Below are 19,760 nucleotides of genomic sequence, written 5' to 3'. Positions count from 1 at the left end.
CCCGCGGCCATTGCTGCCAGTATCTTTTGAGGGCAATCCATGCGAAAGGAGACGATCATGGCAGGCATTTCCAACCCCCACATCATTCCCGGCAGCGGCCAGCTGGCGCTGCAGGGTGCGGTCGCGCTGGGTCCGGTGGCGGACGAGCAGACCATAGAAATCACCGTGCGGCTGCGCGCCGCGCCCGACCACGCGCAGGTGGACCTGCAGGCCGCCAGCGGCGACACCCAGCCGGTCGAGCGCCGCTACCTGAGCCGCACGCAATTCGCCCAGGCGCACGGCGCCAGCGACGCCGACATCGCCACCGTGACGGCCTTCGCGGCGCAGCACGGCATGGTGGTCATCAGCAGCGACGCGGCACAGCGCCGCGTGGTGTTGGCCGGCACCGCCGCGCAGATGAACGACGCCTTCGGCGTGCAGCTGGAAGAGTACGAGTATCCGGATGGCAGCTATCGCGGCCGGGTCGGCGAGCTCAGCGTTCCTAGCCAGCTGGCCGGCGTGGTCGAAGGCGTGTTCGGACTGGACGACCGGCCGGTGGCCACGCCCAAGTTCCAGCGCCTGCAGGCCGACGGCTTCGCGTCGGCGGCGGCGGCCAACATCGCCTTCACGCCGCCGCAGCTGGCGCGGCTGTACAACTTCCCGCAGGGGCTGGACGGCAGCGGCCAATGCATCGGTATCATCGAGCTGGGCGGCGGCAGCCGGCCGCGCGACCTGAAGATCTATTTCAACGAGCTGGGCTTGCCGGTGCCGCGCGTCAAATCGGTCTGCATCGACCACGCCAAGAACCGTCCCACCACCGCCAACAGCGCCGACGGCGAAGTGATGCTCGACATCGAAGTGGCGGGCGCGGTGGCGCCTGGCGCGCTGATCGCGGTGTACTACGCGCCCAACACCGAGCGCGGTTTCCTCGACGCCATCACGGCCGCCGTGCACGACGACATCCACCAGCCGTCGGTGATCTCGATCAGCTGGGGCGCTCCTGAATCGGCCTGGACCGGGCAAGCCATGACCGCCTTCGAGCAAGCCTTCGCCGACGCCGCCGCGATGGGGGTGACGATCTTGTGCGCGGCCGGCGACAACGGCTCCACCGACGGCGTCGCCGACGGCGGCCAGCATGTCGACTTCCCCTCGTCGGCGCCGCACGCGCTGGCCTGCGGCGGCACGCGCGTCATGCTGAAGGATGGCGGCGGCACCGTCGAGACCGTCTGGAACAGCGGCCCCAACAGCGCGACCGGCGGCGGCTACAGCAGCTTCTTCGGGCGGCCCGATTATCAGCAGGGCGTGGCGAACGGCCAGGCCGCGCGCGGCGTGCCGGACGTGGCCGGCGACGCCGATCCGGCCAGCGGCTACAAGGTCAGGGTCGACGGCCAGAACCTGGTGTTCGGCGGCACCAGCGCGGTGGCGCCGCTGTGGGCCGGCTTGCTGGCGCTGGTCAACCAGCGGCTCGGCCGCCCGGTTGGTTTCCTCAACCCGCTGCTGTACGGTTCGCTGCAAGGCAAGGGCGTCACGCGGGATATCACGGATGGCAACAATGGCAGCCAGCAGGCGGCGCACGGCTGGGATACGTGCACGGGGTGGGGCTGTCCCCATGGAGAAAAACTATTGCAGGCATTAAGCGATTAATTCTGTATATTAAAACAATTCCTCACTGCAAGTTTCGCATGGGAAAAAGACACTTTTTAGCCTTGGACGCCGCTAAAAATGGCGATTGTTGCCAAAACCTTGATAGAATAATGGCGTAGAAATTTTTTTTGTTCGACCGTCCCGGGGCGTCGTCAAACAGGAGTCGATTATGATTATGGTGAACAATATTGGTGGTCCGAACCTGACCGCAGCCGTTGCTGCGGAGAAGGCGTTCGAGCCCAAGAAAGTCGCCTCTGCTGTTGCCGACACCAACGCGGATTTGAGCGCCTCGGTCGCAGCCTACCTGTCGCTGCCGGGCTTCAATGCGTCGGTGCAGAACGGCTTGTCCAGCGCTGCTGTCGACCACAAGGCCAGCGCCGTCGTCAAAGCGGTGGCCGAATCCGACGACGACGGCCTCAAGCTGGCGCTGAAACAGTTCGACGAAGGCTTGAAGCGCCTGGTGCAGCGTCCTGAAACCGAGTTCTTCAAGGCCAAGTTCGGCCTCGACGGCAACAGCGACGACAGCAACAGCCTGGTGTCGCCCGATCCATTGCCTGGCGTCGATGAAAACGGCGTGCTGGGCAGCGGCAAGGTCGACATGGCCGCCGACACCAACAAGGACGGCAAGATCAGCCCGGACGAACTGCGCCGCTACCAGATGCCGATCACCTATCGCAGCAGCGAGCGCGTGGCCGATTCCGTGGTCAACGGCCCGACGGCCTTTTCGCTGACCGAAGCCAACCGCGCCTACGGCGTGGTGGCCACCGCCGAAGCGGCCTGATCAGCGCACCGCACATCCCCTGGAACGGGCTTCGCCTTCACGGCGTAGCCCGTTTTTTTACGCCCACGGTTTCGTATCGATACAAAATACACACTCATCCCGTAAAAAATGCGAATATGTCAGCCAAAAGTGCAGTTCAGTTAACTTTTCGGTTTGACATGAACCTCAAGCGGGAGTTTTTTGTGAGAAAACAGAACTTCAGGCAGTTCCACCGCCACGTGCTGCGGGCCGGTGTGGCGGCGCTGGCCGCGGCGGGACTGGGCGGCTGCGCCCTCGGTCCCGATTTCAAAACCCCGGCCGCCCCGGCCGCAGCGGGCGACAGCTACACCCCCGCGCCGCTGGCGGGCAGGACCGCGGCGTCGCCCGGCGCGGCCGGCGGCGCCCAGCAGTTCGCGATGGGGCAGGACATACCCGCGCAATGGTGGGCCGTGTTCCGCTCGCCCGCGCTGGACCAACTGATACGCGGCGCGCTGGAACAGAACCCCAGCATGGCGGCGGCCGAGGCGGCGCTGCGCCAGGCCCAGGAAAGCTACAACGCCGAGGCCGGCAGTCTGGTCTATCCCTCGGTCAACGGCCAGCTGGGCATGGCGCGACAGAAAACCTCGGCCGCCGGCGGCGACAAGGGCGGCGTCTTCAACCTGTACAACGCCTCGGTCAACGTGGCCTACACGCCGGACGTGTTCGGCGCCACCCGGCGCACGCTGGAAGGCGCGCGCGCCCAGGTCGACTACCAGCGCTTCCAGGTCGAGGCCACCTACCTGGCGCTGAGCGCCAACGTGGTGACGACCGCCATCCGCGAAGCCTCGCTGCGCGCGCAGCTCAAGGCCACGCAGGAAGTGCTGGACGCGCTCAACAAGCAGATGGGCGTGATCGACAAGCAGTTCGAATTCGGCGCCGTGCCGCGCAACACGCTGCTCACCCAGCGCAACCAGGTGGCGCAGATCGCCGCCACCTTGCCGCCGCTGGAAAAGGCGCTGGCGCAGAGCCGCCACCAGTTGTCCGTGTTGGCCGGCAAGCTGCCGGGCGAGGCGGGCATGCCCGAGTTCGCGCTGGAGTCGCTGACCCTGCCGGATTCGCTGCCGGTGTCGCTGCCGTCGGCGCTGGTGCGCCAGCGGCCCGACATCCGCGCCAGCGAGGAGCTGCTGCACGCGGCCAGCGCGCAGATCGGCGTGGCGACGGCGGCCCAGTATCCGCAATTCACGCTGAGCGGCAGCTACGGCTCGTCGTCGCAAACCTTCAGCAAGCTGTTCGATGCCGAGACCACGGCCTGGAACCTGGCCGCCGGCCTGACCGCGCCCCTCTTCAACGGCGGCGCGCTGAGCGCCAGGCGGCGTGCGGCGGAAGCGGCCTACGACGTGGCGGCGGCGCAGTACCGCAGCACCGTGCTGGCGGCCTTCCAGAACGTCGCCGACAGCCTGCGCGCGCTCGATTCCGACGCCGCCGCGCTGAAGGCGCAGGCCGAGGCCGAATCGCTGGCGGCCGAATCGCTGGCGCTGGCCACCCAGCAGTACAAGCTGGGCGGGATCAGCTACCTGGTGCTGCTGGACGCGCAGCGCAGCTACCAGCAGGCCCACGTGGCGCTGGTGCAGGCGCAGGCGGCGCGCTATGCCGACACGGCGGCGCTGTTCCAGGCGCTGGGCGGCGGCTGGTGGAACCGCAGCGGCGGCGTGCCGGCGGCCACGGCGGTCTCGGCCGCGACGCCGTATGGCGGCGCCGGCAGCGCCAAGTAGGCAGCACACATCAAACAACACTAAAAAGCAGGAGATCGATTCATGACCAAGCGTATGTTCATCATGATAGGCGGCGTCCTTTTACTGATCGCCGTGCTGGCGTTCGGCAAGTATCTGCAGATTAAGAAGTTGATCGCCAGTTCGCCCAAGCCGAGCGCGCAAATCGTCACCGCGATCAAGGCCGAGGAATCGCAGTGGCAGCCGCAGCTGACGTCGGTCGGCACGCTGGTGCCGGTGCGCGGCGTCGACGTCACCACCGAGATCGCCGGCCTGGTGCGCCAGGTGCACTTCAAGTCGGGCGACGAGGTCAAGGCCGGCCAGGTGCTGATCGAGATGAACGCCGATGCCGACATCGCCCAGCTGCGCGCGCTGCAGGCCGCCGCCGACCTGTCGGCCTCGGTGCTCAAGCGCGACAAGCTGCAGTTCGCGGCCCAGGCCATCAGCCAGGCGCAGCTCGACAACGACGACGCCGACCTGAAGAGCCGCAAGGCGCTGGTGGCGCAGCAGCAGGCCGTGGTCGACAAGAAAACCATACGCGCGCCGTTCGCCGGCAAGCTCGGCATCACCGCCGTCAATCCCGGCCAGTACCTGAACCCGGGCGACAAGCTGGTGACGCTGCAAACCATCGATACGGTGTATGTCGATTTCTTCGTGCCGCAGAAACAGCTGGCCGGGCTGTCGATCGGCCAGAAGCTCAACCTGACCGCCGACGCCTATCCCGGCCTGGCCTTCCCCGGCAAGGTGACGTCGATCAGCCCGAAAGTCGATGCCGCCACCCGCAACGTGCAGGTCGAGGCCACCGTGCCCAACGGCAAGCGCCAGCTGCTGCCCGGCATGTTCGCCAACGTCAGCCTGGACCAGGGCGAGCAGAAGAAATACCTGACGCTGCCGCAGACCGCCATCACCTACAACCCCTACGGCTCGACCGTGTTCGTACTGGCGCCGCCGCCGGCCGACGCCAAGGATGCGCTCAAGGATGACAAGGGCAATGCCCACCTGGTGGCGCAGCAGGTGTTCGTCACGACCGGCCCGACGCGCGGCGACCAGGTCGCCATCCTGACCGGCCTCAAGGCGGGCCAGACCGTCGTCACCAGCGGCCAGCTGAAGCTGAAGAACGGCACGCCGGCCGTGATCGACAACAAGGTGCAGCCGGCCAACAGCCCGAATCCGACGCCGCAGGAACACTAAGGGAAGCCGCGCCATGAATTTCACCGACATCTTCATCAAGCGGCCGGTCCTGGCCAGCGTGGTCAGCCTGCTGATCGTGGTGCTGGGCCTGCGTTCGCTGTTCAGCCTGCCGATCAACCAGTATCCAAAGACGCAGAACGCGGTGGTGACGATCTCCACCACCTACTACGGCGCCGACGCCGCCACCGTGGCCGGCTTCATCACGCAGCCGCTGGAAGGGGCCATCGCGCAGGCGCAGGGCATCGACTACCTGTCGTCCTCGTCCAACAGCGGCGTGTCCGTGATCACCGCCACCTTGCGCCTGAACTACGATTCCAACCGCGCGCTGACCGAGATCACCACCCAGGTCAACTCGGTGCGCAACCAGTTGCCGCAGCAGGCGCAGCAGCCGGTGCTGACGGTGCAGACCGGCCAGACCACCGACGCCATGTACATGGGCTTCTACAGCAACACGCTGCCGACCAACAACGTCACCGACTTCCTGGCGCGCGTGGTCAAGCCGAAACTGGATTCCATCCAGGGCGTGCAGACCGCCGAGCTGCTGGGCGCGCGCCAGTTCGCGCTGCGCGCCTGGCTGGACGCCGGCAAGATGGCGGCGCACGGCGTCACCGCCACCGAGGTCAGCGCCGCGCTGGCGCAGAACAACTACCTGACCGGCCTGGGCGCCTCCAAGGGCCAGATGGTGACGGTGCCGCTGACCGCCGGCACCGACCTGCACACGGTGGACGAGTTCAAGGCGCTGGCCGTCAAGCAGTCCGGCGGCGCCATCGTCCACCTGGAGGACATCGCCACCGTCACGCTGGGCTCGGAAAACTATGACTTCAACGTCGCCTTCAGCGGCGTGCGCTCGGTGTTCATCGGCATCAAGGTGGCGCCGGAGGCCAACATCCTGGACGTGGCCAAGCGCGTGCGCGAGGCCTTCCCGCCGATCAAGGAGCAGTTGCCGAACGGCCTGACCGGCGAGATCGTCTACGACTCGACCGAGTTCATCAACACCTCCATCGACGAGGTGGTCAAGACGCTGGTCGAGGCGCTGATCATCGTCACCATCGTCATCTACCTGTTCCTGGGCAGCTTCCGCGCGGTGATCGTGCCGGTGATCGCCATGCCGCTGTCGCTGGTCGGCACCTTCTTCGTGATGCTGATGCTGGGCTACTCGATCAACCTGCTGACCCTGCTGGCCATCGTGCTGGCGATCGGCCTGGTGGTGGACGACGCCATCATCGTGGTCGAGAACGTCGACCGCCACATGAAGGAGGGCATCAAGCCCTTCGACGCCGCCATCATCGCCGCGCGCGAGCTCGGCTCGCCCATCCTGGCGATGACGGTGGTGCTGATCGCGGTGTACGTGCCGATCGGCTTCCAGGGCGGCCTGACCGGCGCGCTGTTCACCGAGTTCGCCTTCACGCTGGCCGGCGCGGTGGCGGTGTCGGGCATCGTCGCGCTGACGCTGTCGCCGATGATGTGCGGCCACTTCTTCGATCCCAAGCAGGACGAGGGGCGCTTCGTCAAGGCCATCGACAAGGTGTTCGAGAAAGTCCACAACGGCTACCTGCGCCTGCTGCACAGCCTGCTCAACACCTGGCCGGTGCTGATCGTCATGGGCCTGATCCTGAGCCTGCTGCTGGGCGTGATGTTCAAGATGTCGCAGTCGGAACTGGCGCCGGAAGAGGACCAGGGCATCGTGCTGTCGCAGGTGGTCGGGGCGCCGACCGCCACCTCGGACCAGATGCAGGCCTACGCCAAGCAGATCTTCGACATCGCGCACGCGCTGCCCGAGTACGAGCAGATGTTCCAGATCACCGGCGTGCCGACCACCAATTCCGGCATCGGCGGCGTGCTGTTCAAGTCCTGGGACAAGCGTTCGCGCTCGGCGCACGAGATCCAGCAAGACCTGCAGCAGAAATGGAACCAGGTGGCCGGCGGCCGCGTGGCGGCGTTCCAGTTCCCGGCGCTGCCGGGCAGCTCGGGCTTGCCGGTGCAGTTCGTCATCACCACCACCGAGCCGTTCGAGAACCTGAACACGGTGGCGCAGGCGGTGCTGGACAAGGCGCGCAAGGACAACAAGTTCTACTTCGCCGACGTCGACCTGAAGATCGATTCGCCGCAGGCGCGGGTCGAGGTGGACCGCGACAAGCTGGCCACGCTGGGCCTGACGCAGCAGGACTTCGGCAACGCCATGGGCGCGGCGCTGGGCGGCGGCTACGTCAACTACTTCTCGATCTCGGGCCGCTCGTACAAGGTGATCCCGCAGGTGCAGCAGGTCGACCGGCTGAACCCGGCCGACGTGCTGGACTTCTACATCAAGACCCCGGGCGGCGCCATGATACCGGCCAGCACCGTGGCCAGCATCAAGTACAGCGTGCAGCCGGAATCCGTGACCCGCTTCCAGCAGCTGAACTCGGCCACCATCGCCGGCGTCACCGGCGCCTCGCAGGGCGAGATCCTGGAATACCTGCGCAACGCCGTCAAGGAAGTGGCGCCGTCGGGCTACACGGTGGACTACTCGGGCGGCTCGCGCCAGTACATGAGCGAATCGGGCGGCTTCGTGGTGACGATGGCCTTCGCCGTCATCATCGTGTTCCTGGCGCTGGCGGCGCAGTTCGAGAGCTTCCGCGATCCTATCGTGATCCTGTTCTCGGTGCCGATGGCGCTGTTCGGCGCGATGACCTTCATCTTCCTCGGCTACGCCTCGATCAACATCTACACCCAGGTCGGGCTGGTGACGCTGATGGGGCTGATCTCCAAGCACGGCATCCTGATCGTCGAAGTGGCCAACCACCTGCGCGCCGCCGGCAAGAGCAAGCGCGAGGCCATCGAGGAAGCGGCCGCCACCCGCCTGCGTCCCATCCTGATGACGACGGCCGCCATGGTGTTCGGCGTGGTGCCGCTGGTGATCGCTTCCGGCGCGGGTGCGGCCGGCCGCCACGCGATGGGCCTGGTGATCTTCACCGGCCTGTCGATCGGCACGCTGTTCACGCTGTTCGTGGTGCCGGCCATGTATCTGTTCCTGTCGGGCCAGCACAAGGCCGACCCGCAGGCCGCGCAACTGGCCGCCCAGCACGGCGGCGCAACCCCGGCCCACGGCGCCGGCCAAGCCACGTAAAGCGATAGAAGATGTCCGACGCAGAAAAGGGAGGGGGCGGCCGCTTCGGCTGGTTGTCCGGCAGGCGCAAGCGCAGCATCGAAGAAGTGATCCTGATGCTGCTGTGCACGCTGAGCATCCCCAGCATCCTGCCGTTCGGCATCTACCGCCTGGTGCAGCGCAACTGGCTGTCGGCCGCGGTCGACATAGCGCTGGTGCTGGCCATGCTGGCGGTCATCGTCCACGTCTGGCGCACCGGCCGCCACCGCGTGGCCAGCTTCTGCGTCACGCTGGTGTATTCGGCCGGCATGCTGGTGACGGTGTATCTGCGCGGCGTGTCGCTGGTCTACTGGGTGTACCCGACCATGATCGCCTGCTACTTCGTGCTGCGGCCCGGCGTGGCGGTGGCGATCAACGGCGGCTCGCTGGTGGGGCTGGTGGCGATCCTGGCGCCGCAGCTGGAGCTGCTCAACCTGATGACCATCGTCGTCACCGTCGGCCTGGTCAACCTGTTCGCCTACATCTTCTCGCACCGCACGGGCGAGCAGAACAAGGCGCTGCACACCGAGGTCGAGCTGGACTTCCTGACCGGCGTCGGCAACCGCCGCTCGCTGGACCGCAAGCTGGCCGACCATGCCGACGAGCGCCGTCCGCACCTGGCGTCCTGTTTGTTGCTGCTGGACCTGGACCATTTCAAGCAGGTCAACGACCAGTACGGCCATGCGGCCGGCGACCGGGCGCTGGTGCGGCTGTGCGAGGTGATGCGGCTGCACACGCGCGCCACCGACCGCCTGTTCCGCTACGGCGGCGAGGAGTTCGCCATCATCGCCAATGGCGCGGCGCTGCCGGCGGCCAGCCGGCTGGCGGAAAACCTGCGCGCGGCGGTCGCCGCGACCTGCCTGATCGACGGCCATCCGCTGACGATATCGATAGGCGTGGCGGCGATGGACAAGCGCACCGCGCCGGCCGACTGGCTGATGCAGGCCGACAAAATGCTGTACGCGGCCAAGCAGGGCGGCCGCAACGCCGTCCGTGTGGCCGACGCGGTGGCGGCGTCAGACGATGCCGAGGGCGCGTAGCAGCGGCAGCCAGCGGTCGCGGAACTCGGTGGCTTGAGTGCCCAGTTCGCTTAGATTTTCCTCATCGGTCGTGAGCGCGACGCCTTCCAGTGAAATGGTTTGGCGCGAGGCCTTCAATATCTGCCATACGTAATAGGCCCACTCCGACGGTTGCTGCTTGCCCTCGGCGATGGCGTTGATAAACAGTTGCTGGAAGCGGCTGACGGCGACGCCGGAGCCCGTCACGGGGCTGGCCAGCGACGACACCTCGCCGCCGTCGTACGCCTGGCGCAGCAGGCGCTGGTTCAGGCGCGCGGTCTGCGGGCGGCGCCGGGCCGTGACCGACGGGTCTTGCGCGTTCGCCAGCGCGCCCTTGTCGGCCAGCAGCAGGCAGGCCTCGTGCAGTTGCGTCAGCACGATGCCGTTGCCGCTGAGCGCCTGCTCGATGTCGCCGATGCTGCGCACCGCATGATCGCTCAGCAGCTTGATCAGGGGGGCGTAGATGGCTTCGGCCAGCGTGCCCTCGCCCAGCGCACCGCTGGCGGTGAGCTTGATCGTCTCGGCCGGCGCGCACAGGATCACGCGGTGGGCGCGCAGTTGTTCGGCGTATTCGCTCCCCTGCAGCTTGCGCTTGCCCTTGACCCAGTAATCGCGGCGGAACTGCTGGTTGATCATGAAATCGAAGACGCTCTCGCGGAACACCGCATCGGGAATATCGTTGAGCAGCGCCTGCCGTTCCGGCGTCAGGTTCAGCGCCGGCACCAACTGGCCGTAGGCCGCCGTGCAGGCGAAATCGAGCTTGGCCGAGGACAGCCAGCCCGCCATGTCGGCAAAGGACATGGGCAGCCAGTCGCGGTTGAAATATTCGTGGGCCAGGTAGTGGCGGTCGAGGCTGGCCATTTTCTTGAGGCGCTCCGCGATCTGCGGGTTGAGGCGCGCAAATATCGGCTCGGTGGCCAGCAGCTTGTTGATGAAGGCGATGGCGCCATCGACCTTGGCCACCACGCCGGCGCCGGGCGGCTCCATGATGGCGGCGTGCTGCACCATCAGGTTGCGCACCGGGACCATCGCCGCGAAGCCGGGCTGGGTGTTGTAGCTGATGTACAGCAAGCCGCCGACCTTGAGCTTGCGCCGCGCGAAGTCGACGATGATGGCGCGGTTCTCATCCGAGATCCAGCTCCAGATGCCGTGCAGGCCGATGAAGTCGAAGTCCGGCAGGTCGGTGCGGCTGCAGAATTCGGCGAACGACTGGTCGAACAACTGCGGGCCGTTTTCGATGCAGGCCGCCAGTTCCTGCGCATAGCCGGCCTGCGCCGGATTGAAGTCGGTGCCATACCATTCGGTGCTCGAGGCGGCGGCATGGATGTTCGCGCTCAGCCCTTGGCCGTAGCCCAGTTCGCAGGCGGTTCCGGTCTGCGGCAGCACCACGCCGGCCTTCAGCAGCGCCAGCCTGGCGCGCAGGGGATTCAATAAATCATAGCAGCCGTAGGTGTAGCCGATGTCCGCCACGTAGCCGCTGGTCCAGTCCGTCATGTGCCATCCTTCAGTATGGGGGAGGACTGCTCATATTAATGCATTTTTGTTATGATGTGAGCATAGCCGCCTATCGAGTGTGAAAAATGGAGATTGGATGAGGAAAATGATCATCGCCGCCTGGCTGGCGCTGCCGCCGTTGGCCGCGCTGGCCGCGCCGCAGCAAGCACCGCCGCAGCCCGAGCCGACAGTGCGCGATCTCAGCCTGCCGCCTCCGCTATCCGACGAGCTGATACGCCAGGCGGTGCGCGCCGTCGTCGCCGAAGATCCGCATCCGGTCGACCCGGCCACCCGCACCGCCGGCGCCTTCGGCACCACCTCGCCCACGGTGCGCGACAAGATGAGCGCCGCCTTCGAACAGGCCAAGGTGCCCGACTGCCTGCACGAGGACGCGCTCAAGCTGCAGCCGGCCTACATCGGCCCCATCGCCGTGGTGGGGCCGTATTCGCTGCCCTGGGTGATCTCCGCCATCATCCGCGGTAAGTGCCGCTGAGCCGCTAGAACGGCTTCACGCCGATCAGCATCAGGTGCAGCCAGTGGGCGAACAGCACCGAGGCGCCGAAACCCACCGCCACCGTGGCCAGCGTCGCCGCCCACTTGCCGGGCGGGTAGACGGTGCCGGCGGCGGCATCGCGCTGGCGCGCCGCGCGGAACAGCAACACCGACCACACCAGGAAGCTGCCGAACAGGACGATGTCATGCAGCGTGCCGTTGGCCAGCAGGTGGGCCAGCGCCCAGACCTTGACGGCCAGCGTCATCGGATGGTGCAGGCGCGCCTTGATGCCGTTGCCCGGCACATAGGCCGCCGCCAGCAGGATGAAGGCCAGCACCATCAGCGGCGCGGCGATGTGCGCCATGAAGGCCGGCGGCGACCACACAACGACGGGCTGCTGCCGCGCCAGGCTGTAGCCCCAGATGATCAAACCGAAGCCGGCCAGCGACACCACCGAGTAGAGTCCCTTCCAGCCGTTCTCGCCCAGGCGCGCGCGCATGGCGCTGCGCCAGTCGTCGGCGAAAATGCGGACCGAATGCAATCCGAGAAAAACCAGCAAGCCCAGTATCAGTACGGTCATCGTTGCATCCTTGGTAGTGGTTGAACTGCGGTGACGATACACCGGCAGGCGGCGGCACGCAACATCAGCGCAGCCATCCGGCCAGATGCACGGTATCGGCCGCGCCGACCAGCCGCAGCGCGCGCCGGCCGTCGGTATCGGCCTCGGGCGCCAGCTGCACCGACAATGCATCGCCGTCCAGCGCGACGGGGCGCAGGAAGCGCACCTCGATCTCGCGGAAGCTGCCCGGCGCCAGCGTCTCGCAGCTGCGCGCCAGGCTGCCGAAGCCGTGCAGCACCTTGGCGCCGAACACCGAGCGCCGCGCCAGCGGCCCGCACCAGTGGATGGGATTGAAGTCGCCGGTCAGCAGCGAGAAGCGCAGGCCGTCGCTGGATTCGGCCCGCCATGTGCCGGCGTTCCGCCATGCCGGATCGGGCGGCCGCGCCGGCGCCTTGCGCGCGCTGCGCGGGCCGGGCAGGCGCACCCGCATGTGCAGCCTGGTCTCCACCAGCCGCGCTTCCTGCGCCGTGCCGGTGACGATGGCGACGACGATTCTCGCCCAGCCGTCGGCTTGCGTGACCTGCTCGACCGAAGCGTGCAGCATCAACGCCGCGCCGCGCGGCAGAGGGCCGTGCACGATCATGGACACGCCCTGGTTGATGATGCCGGTGAGCCGGTAGGGCAATTGCATCAGCAGCTCGCTCACCAGCGGCAGGCTCCATTGCGACACCATATGCGGCGGCAGCTCGCCGTCGTAGCGGCCGGCCGCGCCGCACCAGCGGATGTAGTGTTCGACCAGTTGCGCCGGCGGTGCGGCGATGCGGCGCCGTAGCGGCGCGATGGCGTGCGCAGGGGGCGGGGCGCTTGCGCGCCGGCGTGCGGAGGATGATGGCAGCACGGACCTGCCGGCCGCCTGCAACAGCATCCTGGCGGTGGCCCTGAGCATCGCGCCCTGATGGCGCAACAGGCTGTAGGGAACCGCGCCGCCGGCTGCCGCCATCATTCCAGCGCCTTGACCACGGCGGCCAGCAGCGCCTGCGGCTGATAGTTCAAGCTGTGCGGGGTCAGTCCCAGCCGCACCACCAGCAGCTGCTTCGACGGCACGATGGCGATGCTCTGGCCGTCGTGGCCTTCCAGCCAGTAGGTGTCGGCCGGCAGCTTGAACGGCAGATCGGGATTCTGTCCTTCCGGCGTCGCGCCGGACGGCCCCCGGCGCCACACCTGGCCCTGTCCATATTGACCGCCCGATGCCGGCGCCACCTGCTGCATGCCGGCGACGAAGCCCTCGGGCAGCAGGCGCTTGCCCTGCCATACGCCGTCTTGCAACAGGAACTGGCCGAAGCGCGCCCAGTCCTGCGTGCTCGCATACATATAGCTGGAACCGACCATATTGCCGCGCGCGTCCGCTTCCATCACGGCGCTGCTCATGCCCAGCGGATCGAACAGGCGCTCGCGCGGCAGCGACAGCACGGCGGCCGATGTCGCCGCGTGTTTGGCGTCGGCCGCCGCGCGCTGCCAGATGCGCGACAGCAGCAGCGTGGTGCCGCTGGAGTAGTTCCATGTGCTGCCCGGCGCCTGCGCCAGCGGCAGCGAGCCGCTGTAGGCCGCCATGTCCGGCTCCAGGTACAGCATGCGCGTCACGTCGGAGACGGCGCCATAGCCCTCGTTGAATTGCAGGCCGCTGCTCATCGCCATCAACTGCGCCAGCGTGATGGCCGCGCGCGGGTCGCCGGCGTCCGGCCAGAAACCGTTCTGCTGCGGCTTGAGCGTGCCGTCGGCGATCTGCATGCCGACCAGCGCCGCGCTGACTGTCTTGGTCATCGACCAGCCCAGCAGCGGCACGCCGGCGTGGAAGCCCGCGCCGTAGCGCTGCGCGATCAAGCGGCCCTGGTGGATAACGGCGATGCCGCGCATGCCGGGACCGGCCAGCGCGTCCTGTTCAAGCAAGGCCTGCACCGCCGGCACCGTTTCCGGCTGCGAGCCGGTCGGCCACGGCACGCTGGACGAGGGCGCCCACACCTTCAGCGGCGCAAACTGGTACTGCATGGCCTTCCCGACCTCGCCGTCCGGCACCACCGCGCAGCCGGTGCCGGGCCGGTACACGGCCAGGCCCTTGCCGACAAAGCCCAGCAGGTCTGCGCGCACCAGCTTGCGGTCTGTGTCGACGCGCAGTCGCAGCAGCTTGAGGATGGGATGGCCGGGCGCTTGCACATCGTCGGCCAGCACCGCCTGCGCGTCGCGGCCGGCGATGAAGACATTGGAGCAGACCATCTTGGCGCCGTAGCCTGCGCCGACGCGCAGCAGCTCGGGCGGATGCAGCGCCAGCGTCAACACCGCGCCGCCCAGGAGCACCAGCAACACCAGCACTGCCGCGGCGGCCAGCTTGAGCCAGCGCGCCATCTACAGGCTGGCCCGGAATTCGACAGCGATCATGCGCGGCGGCGTGAGGTAGGCGTAGGGACCGCCGTACTGTTCGGTTTGACCGCCAAGATTGGTGATGTAGCGCTGGTCGAACACATTGTTGACCAGCAGCGCCACGCCGTAGCGTGAGCTGGGGCTGTCCCAGGCCAGGCGCAGATCGAACTTGCTGGTGGCCTTGCCGGTCTTGAGCTGCGCGGTGCTCAGGCACTGGAGCTTGGCGGTGTCGTTGTTGCAGCGCTGCGCGGTCGCGTGCGTGCCCTGGAAATTCAGGCTGCTGCGGCCGCCCAGCGTCTCCCAGTTGAGGTTCACGCCCGCCATCGCCGTCACGCGCGGCGTGCCGACCGGCTGGCCGCCCAGGTCCAGCGTGACGTTGCCGGCGGCGTCGAGGCGCTGGTAGCGGGTGTAGGTCTGGTCGATATACTCCATGCCGCCGAACACCGTCACGCGCGGCGAGATGCGGATGCGGCCATCGAGGTCCAGGCCATGCGCCTTCTGGTCGCTGGACACCACGTTATAGGTCGGCACCGTACCCACGCTGTACAGCTGGATGTCCTGCAGGTTCTTGAACTTGTAGGCGAACAGCGAGGCGTTGACCGTGGCGCGCAGCGCGGGCAGGGCCAGCTTCACGCCGGCTTCGAAGTTGGTCATCTTCTCCGGCGCGAAGCTCGGGTCCTTGCCGGCGGCGGCCGGCGCGGCGGGATTGGGCGGCGTGAAGATGTTGAAGCCGCCCGCCTGGTAGCCGCGCGACAGGGAGGTGAACAGCAGCGTGTCCTGGTTCAGCTTATGGTCCAGCACCAGGCGCGGGCTCCAGTCGGTCCAGTCCTTCTCGCGCGTCACCGGCGACGCCGCCAGTTGCGCGGCCGTGCTGAAGATCACATTGGACGGGAAGGCCGACGCATCCAGCCCGGCCAGCGGCCCATAGCTGTTGAGGAAGTTGTCCAGCTGCGGCGACACGCGGCCCGGCACGAACCAGGTCATCTGCTTCTTGTCCTGCGTGTAGCGCAGGCCGGCGGTGACGTTGGTCGACGGCGACAGGTGCCAGATGGTGTCGCCGTAGATCGAGGCCGACCTGGTGCGGACGTCGCTGTAGTGCGACTCGTCCCAGCTGAACACCGTATCGGGACCGACGCCCGGCAGGCCCGCCGCCGCCAGCCCGCCGAACAGCATGGCGAAATTCGGCTGGCCGCCGGCGAACTGGCTCAGGGTGTCGAGCGTGCCGGTGGTGACGAAGGCGCCGGCGTCCTGATGCTCGTTGTTGTGGTAGAAGCTCAGGCCCGCGATCCAATCGAGCTGGCCGCTCTTGCCGGATAGTTTGAACTCCTGCTGGAAGCTGCGGGCGCGCTTGGCGTCCTGCGTGGTCAGGTACAGGTCGGGGCGGTTGCCGCCGTCGTTGTCGGTGATGTTGTGGGTGGTGAAGCGGCGGTAGGCGGTGGTGGAGTTGAACACCATGCCGGCCAGCGGCGTTTCGAAGCGCAGCGTGGCGCCGTCGAACATGCGGCCCTCGGTGCCTTGCTGGTCGTTCTGCAGCGGCGCGGTGAACGGGTTGACGAAGTTGGCGGTGTAGGCCGCGTCGTAGACGCCGGTGTAGCCGCCCAGCGGCAGCCGGGGATCCTTGATGACGCCGAAGGCAGGGCGGCCGTACTGCTCCATGTTCTCGTGCTCCCACGCGAACACCAGCTTGGCGGCGTCGAAGTCCTTGCGCAACATCAGGCGGGTGGCCCAGTCCTTGTCGCCCCCGGACTTCTTGCCGGTGCTGGTGTTGTCGACCCAGCCCTCGCTGCCCGAGCGCACCGCCACCAGCCGAGCGGCGAAGGTGTCGCTGATCGGGAGGTTGATCATCACGTCGGCATTGGCGCGGCCGTATTTGCCCAGTTTGACGCGGCCGGCGGCGTCGACTTCCTTGCCAGGTTCGTTGGTGGTGATGGCGATGGCGCCGGCCGCGCTATTACGGCCGAACAGCGTGCCCTGCGGCCCCTTGATCACCTCGATGCGCTGGATGTCGATGAAGTTCATCAGCGCGCCGCCGGTCTTGCCGGTGTAGACGCCATCGACATAGATGCCGACCGGCGAATCGGTGGCGATGCCGAAATCGCCCGTCTGCACGCCGCGTATGCCGAAGCCGGGCTGGGTCGGCTCGACCGCGTCCACCACCAGGCCCGGTATGTAGCCGTTCAAGTCGCCCAGGTCCTTGGCGCCGATGGCGTCGATGTCCTTGGCGGTCAATACCTGTATGGTCATCGGCACGTCCTGCACGAACTGCTTGCGGGATTGCGCGGTGACGACCACCGACGGAATCTCGTCCGCCGCCCACGCGGCCGGTGCGAGGAAGGCAGCGGCCAGGCTGGCGGAAATGACGGTGCGGGCGGGGATGCTCATGTCGTACTCCAGTTAGGATACACATCGGGCCGTGATCGTTTAAGTCCGAGCGATTATGCCTATATCCATGCCAGATACACAAGAATTAACGGCAATGGTGAGGCTTGTGAAACACAAACAAGTAGGATTTATATTGATAGTTAATCCAGTTGCAGCCGGGGCTTGCGGGCCGCGAACGCGAACGCGATGGCGCCCGCGGCCACGCCCAGCAGGTGCGCCTGCCAGGCGACCACCACGTCGGCCGGTAGATCGCTCAAGCCGTGGACCGCGCCCGCAGCCTCGGCGCCGATCTTGGCCAGCAGCGTGGCGGCCATCAGCAGCAGCGCGGCGCGCACCGAACGCGCCGCGCGCGGCCACAGCGCGCCGCCCGCCATCACCACCAGCATGGCGGCGATGCCCGAGGCGCCGCGATAGCTGACGCAGCCGGGCGCGATCAGCAGCATCCCCGCTGAAATGAACGGAGCGCCCAGGCACAGCGCCAGCGCCAGACGGCGCATGCCGATGGCCGGCGTGGCGCTCAGCTGCACCACGATCACGGCGGCGGCCAGCACCACCGCGAAATCGATCAGCGCGTGTTGCGGCGTGTAGTGGACCAGGTGTCCGGTCCACAGCCGCCACAACTGCCCGGCCAGCAGCGCGTGGCGGTCGAACTCCAGCAGCTCATTCACGGCGCCGCAGTCCCCACGCCAGGCCAGCCAGCAGCGCGACCAGCGCCAGGCCGGCCCAGTCCATCGCGCCGCCGCCCTTGTAGCCTTCCTTGTTCTCGACCTGGTAATTGGCGTCGTGCTTGATGCGCTCGCGGAAGTTGTCCAGCTCCGCCTGCAGGTTGGGAACCAGCTGGTCGACGGCGGCGTTATAGCCTTCGGTCTGCGCGGCGCGGGATTTTTCGCTGAAGCCCGCCCAGCTGGCGCTGCCCTTGACCTGGCTGGTGCCCGGCGCGCGGAACAGCAGCTTGCGGCTCTGTACATCGAACACCGAGGCGTCCAGCATGGTCTGCACATCGTACTGGTCGCCGTGCACCACGTAGGCGCCGATGATGGTCCAGTACAGCACCGACAGCGCGTTGGAGTCGTTGAACTGCACCTGGTCGTAGGAGAGCAGGGCCACCACCTCGACGTCGAACATGCGCGCCACCTGTTCAAGGTTGGTGAAGCCGCCCTTGGCGCGCATGTACTGCGTCGGGATGATCTCGATCTTGCCGATGTATGGGTGCTTGGAGAAGGAGTCGCGCACGCGTTCCAGCAGTTTCATGCGCGCCGTCTCCGGCAGGCCGTTGCCCCAGCCGGCGCCGGGCACGAAGGCGATGCCGACCCGCACCGGCGGCCGCAGGCGCGTGATGGTGGGCGTCATGGCCGGCGCGGACCTGGCGTCCGGGTAGAGATAGTCGACGATGCTGCCGGTCTGCTTGACGCTGCGGCTGTAGCTCATGGAAGCGCAGCTCGACAGCAAGGCCGCCGCCAGCGCAATGATCAGGATATTCAGGATACGCATGTGGATTCTCCGGTAGTGGCGGATTATGCGTTCCTGAAACCCCGGGTGAAAGCCCGGTTGCCCGGGTATCACCCTGTGCTACAGGCGGTATCGCCCCGGTGGACTTTACTTGGCGCGCAGCTTCACCGACGGGAAGTCGACCGGCACCTTGAAGGCGACGTTGACGTAGTTGGTGAACAGGTTCAGCGCGACGTGGGCCATGATCTCGACGATGGCTTCGTCGTCGAAGCCGGCCGCGCGCAGCGCTTCCACTTCCTCGTCGGCGATCTGCGCGCGGTTGTTGACGACGGCGGTGGCGAAGCGCAGCGCGGCGGCGGTCCTTGGATAGTCGGACTGGCCGGCTTGCGCCGCGCTCATCTCCTCGGCGCTGGCGCCGGCCTTGCGGCCCAGCGCCGTGTGCGCGGCCAGGCAGTAGTCGCACTCGTTGCGGTCGGCGATGGCGACGGCGATCTGCTCGCCCAGCTTGGCGTCGATGACGCCGCCGCCCAGGGCGCCGAACGCGCCCCACATGCTTTTCAGCGCGGCGGTCGAATTGGCGACGGCCTTGAACATGTTCGGCGTGGCGCCGAACGCGCCGTGGATTTGCGCCAGCAGTTGTTGGCGTTCGCCGGTGGTGTCGGCGGGGGAGACGAGAGCGATGCGGTTCATGGTGTTTCCTTTCATGGGTTAAAAAAGTACGACTAAGGTGCTGCGGGTAAAAACAAATAGGAGTCCTAATTAATATGGTCAAAAAAAATCTCAGGCAAACACCTTCCAGTTGCGCTGGCGCGTGGCCGGATCGGCCGGCACCTGTTCGGGACAATCGATGCGCAGCAGCGCCACCGACAGCGGCGCGTTCACCAGCCCGCAGTGATGCGGCGCCGGCTTGCCGGGATGGCGGTTCGCTTCGAAGTACTGGCACGACAGGCAGGCCCGCATCTCGGGGAAGCGCTCGGTCTTTTGCAACTGGGCGATCAGCTTGAATAAACCGCTCAGCAACTCGGCCTGCTGGGCGGCGGGCAGGGCGGCCGCGGCGTCTTCGGCAAAGCCCAATGCGCCGCCGATGCGGGCCGCCATGGCGGCGCCGTCGTCGGTCAGGAACAGCGCCGTGGCGCGGCCGTCGTCCTCCGCCTTGGCCTTGTACAGCAAGCCCTTGGCCGCCAGGGCCGACACCGAATCGCTGGCGCTGGCCGCGCTGATCGACAGCTGCGACGCCAGCCAGGACAAGCGCACTCCCTGCTTGCGGCCTTGCAGCAGCTGCAGTATCTCGGCCTGCGCCGGATTGAGGTTTTCGGCGGTGGCGAACTCCCACATACCGGAGCGCATCACACTGGCGATGCGTCCGATAGAGGAGATGATGCGCGCTGACACATCAGGCGTATCCTGCCACGGCTTGTTGGTTTTGCTGTCCATGCCGCCGATTATACACAGGAATTCCAGTTT

The 19,760-nt window shown here is 67.1% G+C and carries 16 protein-coding genes; 7 read left to right on the top strand and 9 right to left on the bottom strand.

The window, feature by feature from the left end; all coding sequences use genetic code 11:
• The first annotated feature begins 57 nt into the window (after window positions 1-57).
• The 6 genes from DUGA2_RS20645 (at window position 58) to DUGA2_RS20620 (ending at window position 9,486) form a co-directional block, all read left to right on the top strand.
• Window positions 58-1,623, top strand: coding sequence for a protease pro-enzyme activation domain-containing protein (locus tag DUGA2_RS20645; protein ID WP_229214739.1), 1,566 nt, complete (start codon window positions 58-60; stop codon window positions 1,621-1,623).
• Between the two features lie 169 nt (window positions 1,624-1,792).
• Window positions 1,793-2,404 (top strand): EF-hand domain-containing protein, encoded by a 612-nt coding sequence (locus tag DUGA2_RS20640; protein ID WP_070271358.1) that lies wholly within the window; start codon window positions 1,793-1,795, stop codon window positions 2,402-2,404.
• Window positions 2,405-2,562: 158 nt separating this feature from the next.
• A complete protein-coding gene (locus tag DUGA2_RS20635) occupies window positions 2,563-4,134 on the top strand; it encodes an efflux transporter outer membrane subunit (RefSeq protein WP_070271357.1) in 1,572 nt (523 codons plus the stop codon).
• A 42-nt stretch (window positions 4,135-4,176) separates the two neighbouring features.
• Window positions 4,177-5,322 carry an efflux RND transporter periplasmic adaptor subunit gene (locus DUGA2_RS20630; RefSeq protein ID WP_070271356.1) on the top strand — a complete coding sequence of 382 codons (1,146 nt, stop codon included), beginning with the start codon at window positions 4,177-4,179 and terminating at the stop codon, window positions 5,320-5,322.
• A 13-nt stretch (window positions 5,323-5,335) separates the two neighbouring features.
• Window positions 5,336-8,428 (top strand): efflux RND transporter permease subunit, encoded by a 3,093-nt coding sequence (locus DUGA2_RS20625; protein WP_070271355.1) that lies wholly within the window; start codon window positions 5,336-5,338, stop codon window positions 8,426-8,428.
• Window positions 8,429-8,439: 11 nt separating this feature from the next.
• On the top strand, window positions 8,440-9,486 hold the full coding sequence (locus DUGA2_RS20620; RefSeq protein WP_070271354.1) for a GGDEF domain-containing protein: 1,047 nt from the start codon (window positions 8,440-8,442) through the stop codon (window positions 9,484-9,486).
• On the opposite strand, the gene DUGA2_RS20615 is transcribed toward DUGA2_RS20620, so the two are convergent.
• Window positions 9,463-10,998 carry a class I SAM-dependent methyltransferase gene (locus tag DUGA2_RS20615; RefSeq protein ID WP_070271353.1) on the bottom strand — a complete coding sequence of 512 codons (1,536 nt, stop codon included), beginning with the start codon at window positions 10,996-10,998 and terminating at the stop codon, window positions 9,463-9,465. The genes DUGA2_RS20620 and DUGA2_RS20615 overlap by 24 nt on opposite strands.
• A gap of 97 nt (window positions 10,999-11,095) precedes the next feature.
• On the opposite strand from DUGA2_RS20615, the gene DUGA2_RS20610 reads away from it, so the two are divergent.
• A complete protein-coding gene (locus tag DUGA2_RS20610; RefSeq protein ID WP_070271352.1) occupies window positions 11,096-11,491 on the top strand; it encodes a hypothetical protein in 396 nt (131 codons plus the stop codon).
• Window positions 11,492-11,495: 4 nt separating this feature from the next.
• Here the strand turns inward: DUGA2_RS20610 and DUGA2_RS20605 are convergent, their stop codons facing one another.
• The 8 genes from DUGA2_RS20605 to DUGA2_RS20570 form a co-directional block, all read right to left on the bottom strand.
• Window positions 11,496-12,071, bottom strand: a complete 576-nt coding sequence (locus DUGA2_RS20605) for an NnrU family protein (protein WP_070271351.1) — start codon at window positions 12,069-12,071, stop codon at window positions 11,496-11,498.
• 64 nt (window positions 12,072-12,135) lie between these two features.
• A complete protein-coding gene (locus tag DUGA2_RS20600; protein ID WP_070271350.1) occupies window positions 12,136-13,053 on the bottom strand; it encodes a MaoC/PaaZ C-terminal domain-containing protein in 918 nt (305 codons plus the stop codon).
• Window positions 13,050-14,450, bottom strand: coding sequence for a serine hydrolase (locus DUGA2_RS20595; protein ID WP_070271349.1), 1,401 nt, complete (start codon window positions 14,448-14,450; stop codon window positions 13,050-13,052). The genes DUGA2_RS20600 and DUGA2_RS20595 overlap by 4 nt, the downstream gene beginning before the upstream one ends.
• The gene (locus DUGA2_RS20590; protein WP_070271348.1) at window positions 14,451-16,847 is read right to left on the bottom strand and encodes a TonB-dependent receptor; all 2,397 of its coding nucleotides are present in this window, start codon (window positions 16,845-16,847) and stop codon (window positions 14,451-14,453) included. It abuts the gene before it with no gap.
• A gap of 140 nt (window positions 16,848-16,987) precedes the next feature.
• A complete protein-coding gene (locus tag DUGA2_RS20585; RefSeq protein WP_070271347.1) occupies window positions 16,988-17,515 on the bottom strand; it encodes a rhomboid family intramembrane serine protease in 528 nt (175 codons plus the stop codon).
• Window positions 17,508-18,338, bottom strand: coding sequence for a rhombotarget lipoprotein (gene rhlP, locus DUGA2_RS20580; RefSeq protein ID WP_070271346.1), 831 nt, complete (start codon window positions 18,336-18,338; stop codon window positions 17,508-17,510). The genes DUGA2_RS20585 and rhlP overlap by 8 nt, the downstream gene beginning before the upstream one ends.
• Before the next feature lie 105 nt (window positions 18,339-18,443).
• Window positions 18,444-18,986 (bottom strand): carboxymuconolactone decarboxylase family protein, encoded by a 543-nt coding sequence (locus DUGA2_RS20575; RefSeq protein WP_070271345.1) that lies wholly within the window; start codon window positions 18,984-18,986, stop codon window positions 18,444-18,446.
• A 90-nt stretch (window positions 18,987-19,076) separates the two neighbouring features.
• Window positions 19,077-19,730: a MarR family transcriptional regulator gene (locus DUGA2_RS20570; protein ID WP_008449769.1), complete on the bottom strand. Its 654-nt coding sequence runs from the start codon at window positions 19,728-19,730 to the stop codon at window positions 19,077-19,079.
• Window positions 19,731-19,760 lie beyond the last annotated feature (30 nt).

This window comes from Duganella sp. HH101, assembly GCF_001758795.1.
GTDB lineage: Bacteria > Pseudomonadota > Gammaproteobacteria > Burkholderiales > Burkholderiaceae_D > Rugamonas > Rugamonas rivuli.
This window is presented reverse-complemented; position numbering and strand designations above follow the sequence as displayed.

Coding starts and splice junctions, on each gene's coding strand:
- DUGA2_RS20575 (WP_070271345.1), bottom strand. CDS start 18,986: ATGAACCGCATCGCTCTCGTCTCCCCCGCCGACACCACCGGCGAACGC.
- DUGA2_RS20600 (WP_070271350.1), bottom strand. CDS start 13,053: ATGATGGCGGCAGCCGGCGGCGCGGTTCCCTACAGCCTGTTGCGCCAT.
- DUGA2_RS20645 (WP_229214739.1), top strand. CDS start 58: ATGGCAGGCATTTCCAACCCCCACATCATTCCCGGCAGCGGCCAGCTG.
- DUGA2_RS20605 (WP_070271351.1), bottom strand. CDS start 12,071: ATGACCGTACTGATACTGGGCTTGCTGGTTTTTCTCGGATTGCATTCG.
- DUGA2_RS20630 (WP_070271356.1), top strand. CDS start 4,177: ATGACCAAGCGTATGTTCATCATGATAGGCGGCGTCCTTTTACTGATC.
- DUGA2_RS20635 (WP_070271357.1), top strand. CDS start 2,563: ATGAACCTCAAGCGGGAGTTTTTTGTGAGAAAACAGAACTTCAGGCAG.
- DUGA2_RS20595 (WP_070271349.1), bottom strand. CDS start 14,450: ATGGCGCGCTGGCTCAAGCTGGCCGCCGCGGCAGTGCTGGTGTTGCTG.
- DUGA2_RS20590 (WP_070271348.1), bottom strand. CDS start 16,847: ATGAGCATCCCCGCCCGCACCGTCATTTCCGCCAGCCTGGCCGCTGCC.
- DUGA2_RS20570 (WP_008449769.1), bottom strand. CDS start 19,730: ATGGACAGCAAAACCAACAAGCCGTGGCAGGATACGCCTGATGTGTCA.
- DUGA2_RS20610 (WP_070271352.1), top strand. CDS start 11,096: ATGAGGAAAATGATCATCGCCGCCTGGCTGGCGCTGCCGCCGTTGGCC.
- DUGA2_RS20620 (WP_070271354.1), top strand. CDS start 8,440: ATGTCCGACGCAGAAAAGGGAGGGGGCGGCCGCTTCGGCTGGTTGTCC.
- DUGA2_RS20640 (WP_070271358.1), top strand. CDS start 1,793: ATGATTATGGTGAACAATATTGGTGGTCCGAACCTGACCGCAGCCGTT.
- DUGA2_RS20615 (WP_070271353.1), bottom strand. CDS start 10,998: ATGACGGACTGGACCAGCGGCTACGTGGCGGACATCGGCTACACCTAC.
- rhlP (WP_070271346.1), bottom strand. CDS start 18,338: ATGCGTATCCTGAATATCCTGATCATTGCGCTGGCGGCGGCCTTGCTG.
- DUGA2_RS20625 (WP_070271355.1), top strand. CDS start 5,336: ATGAATTTCACCGACATCTTCATCAAGCGGCCGGTCCTGGCCAGCGTG.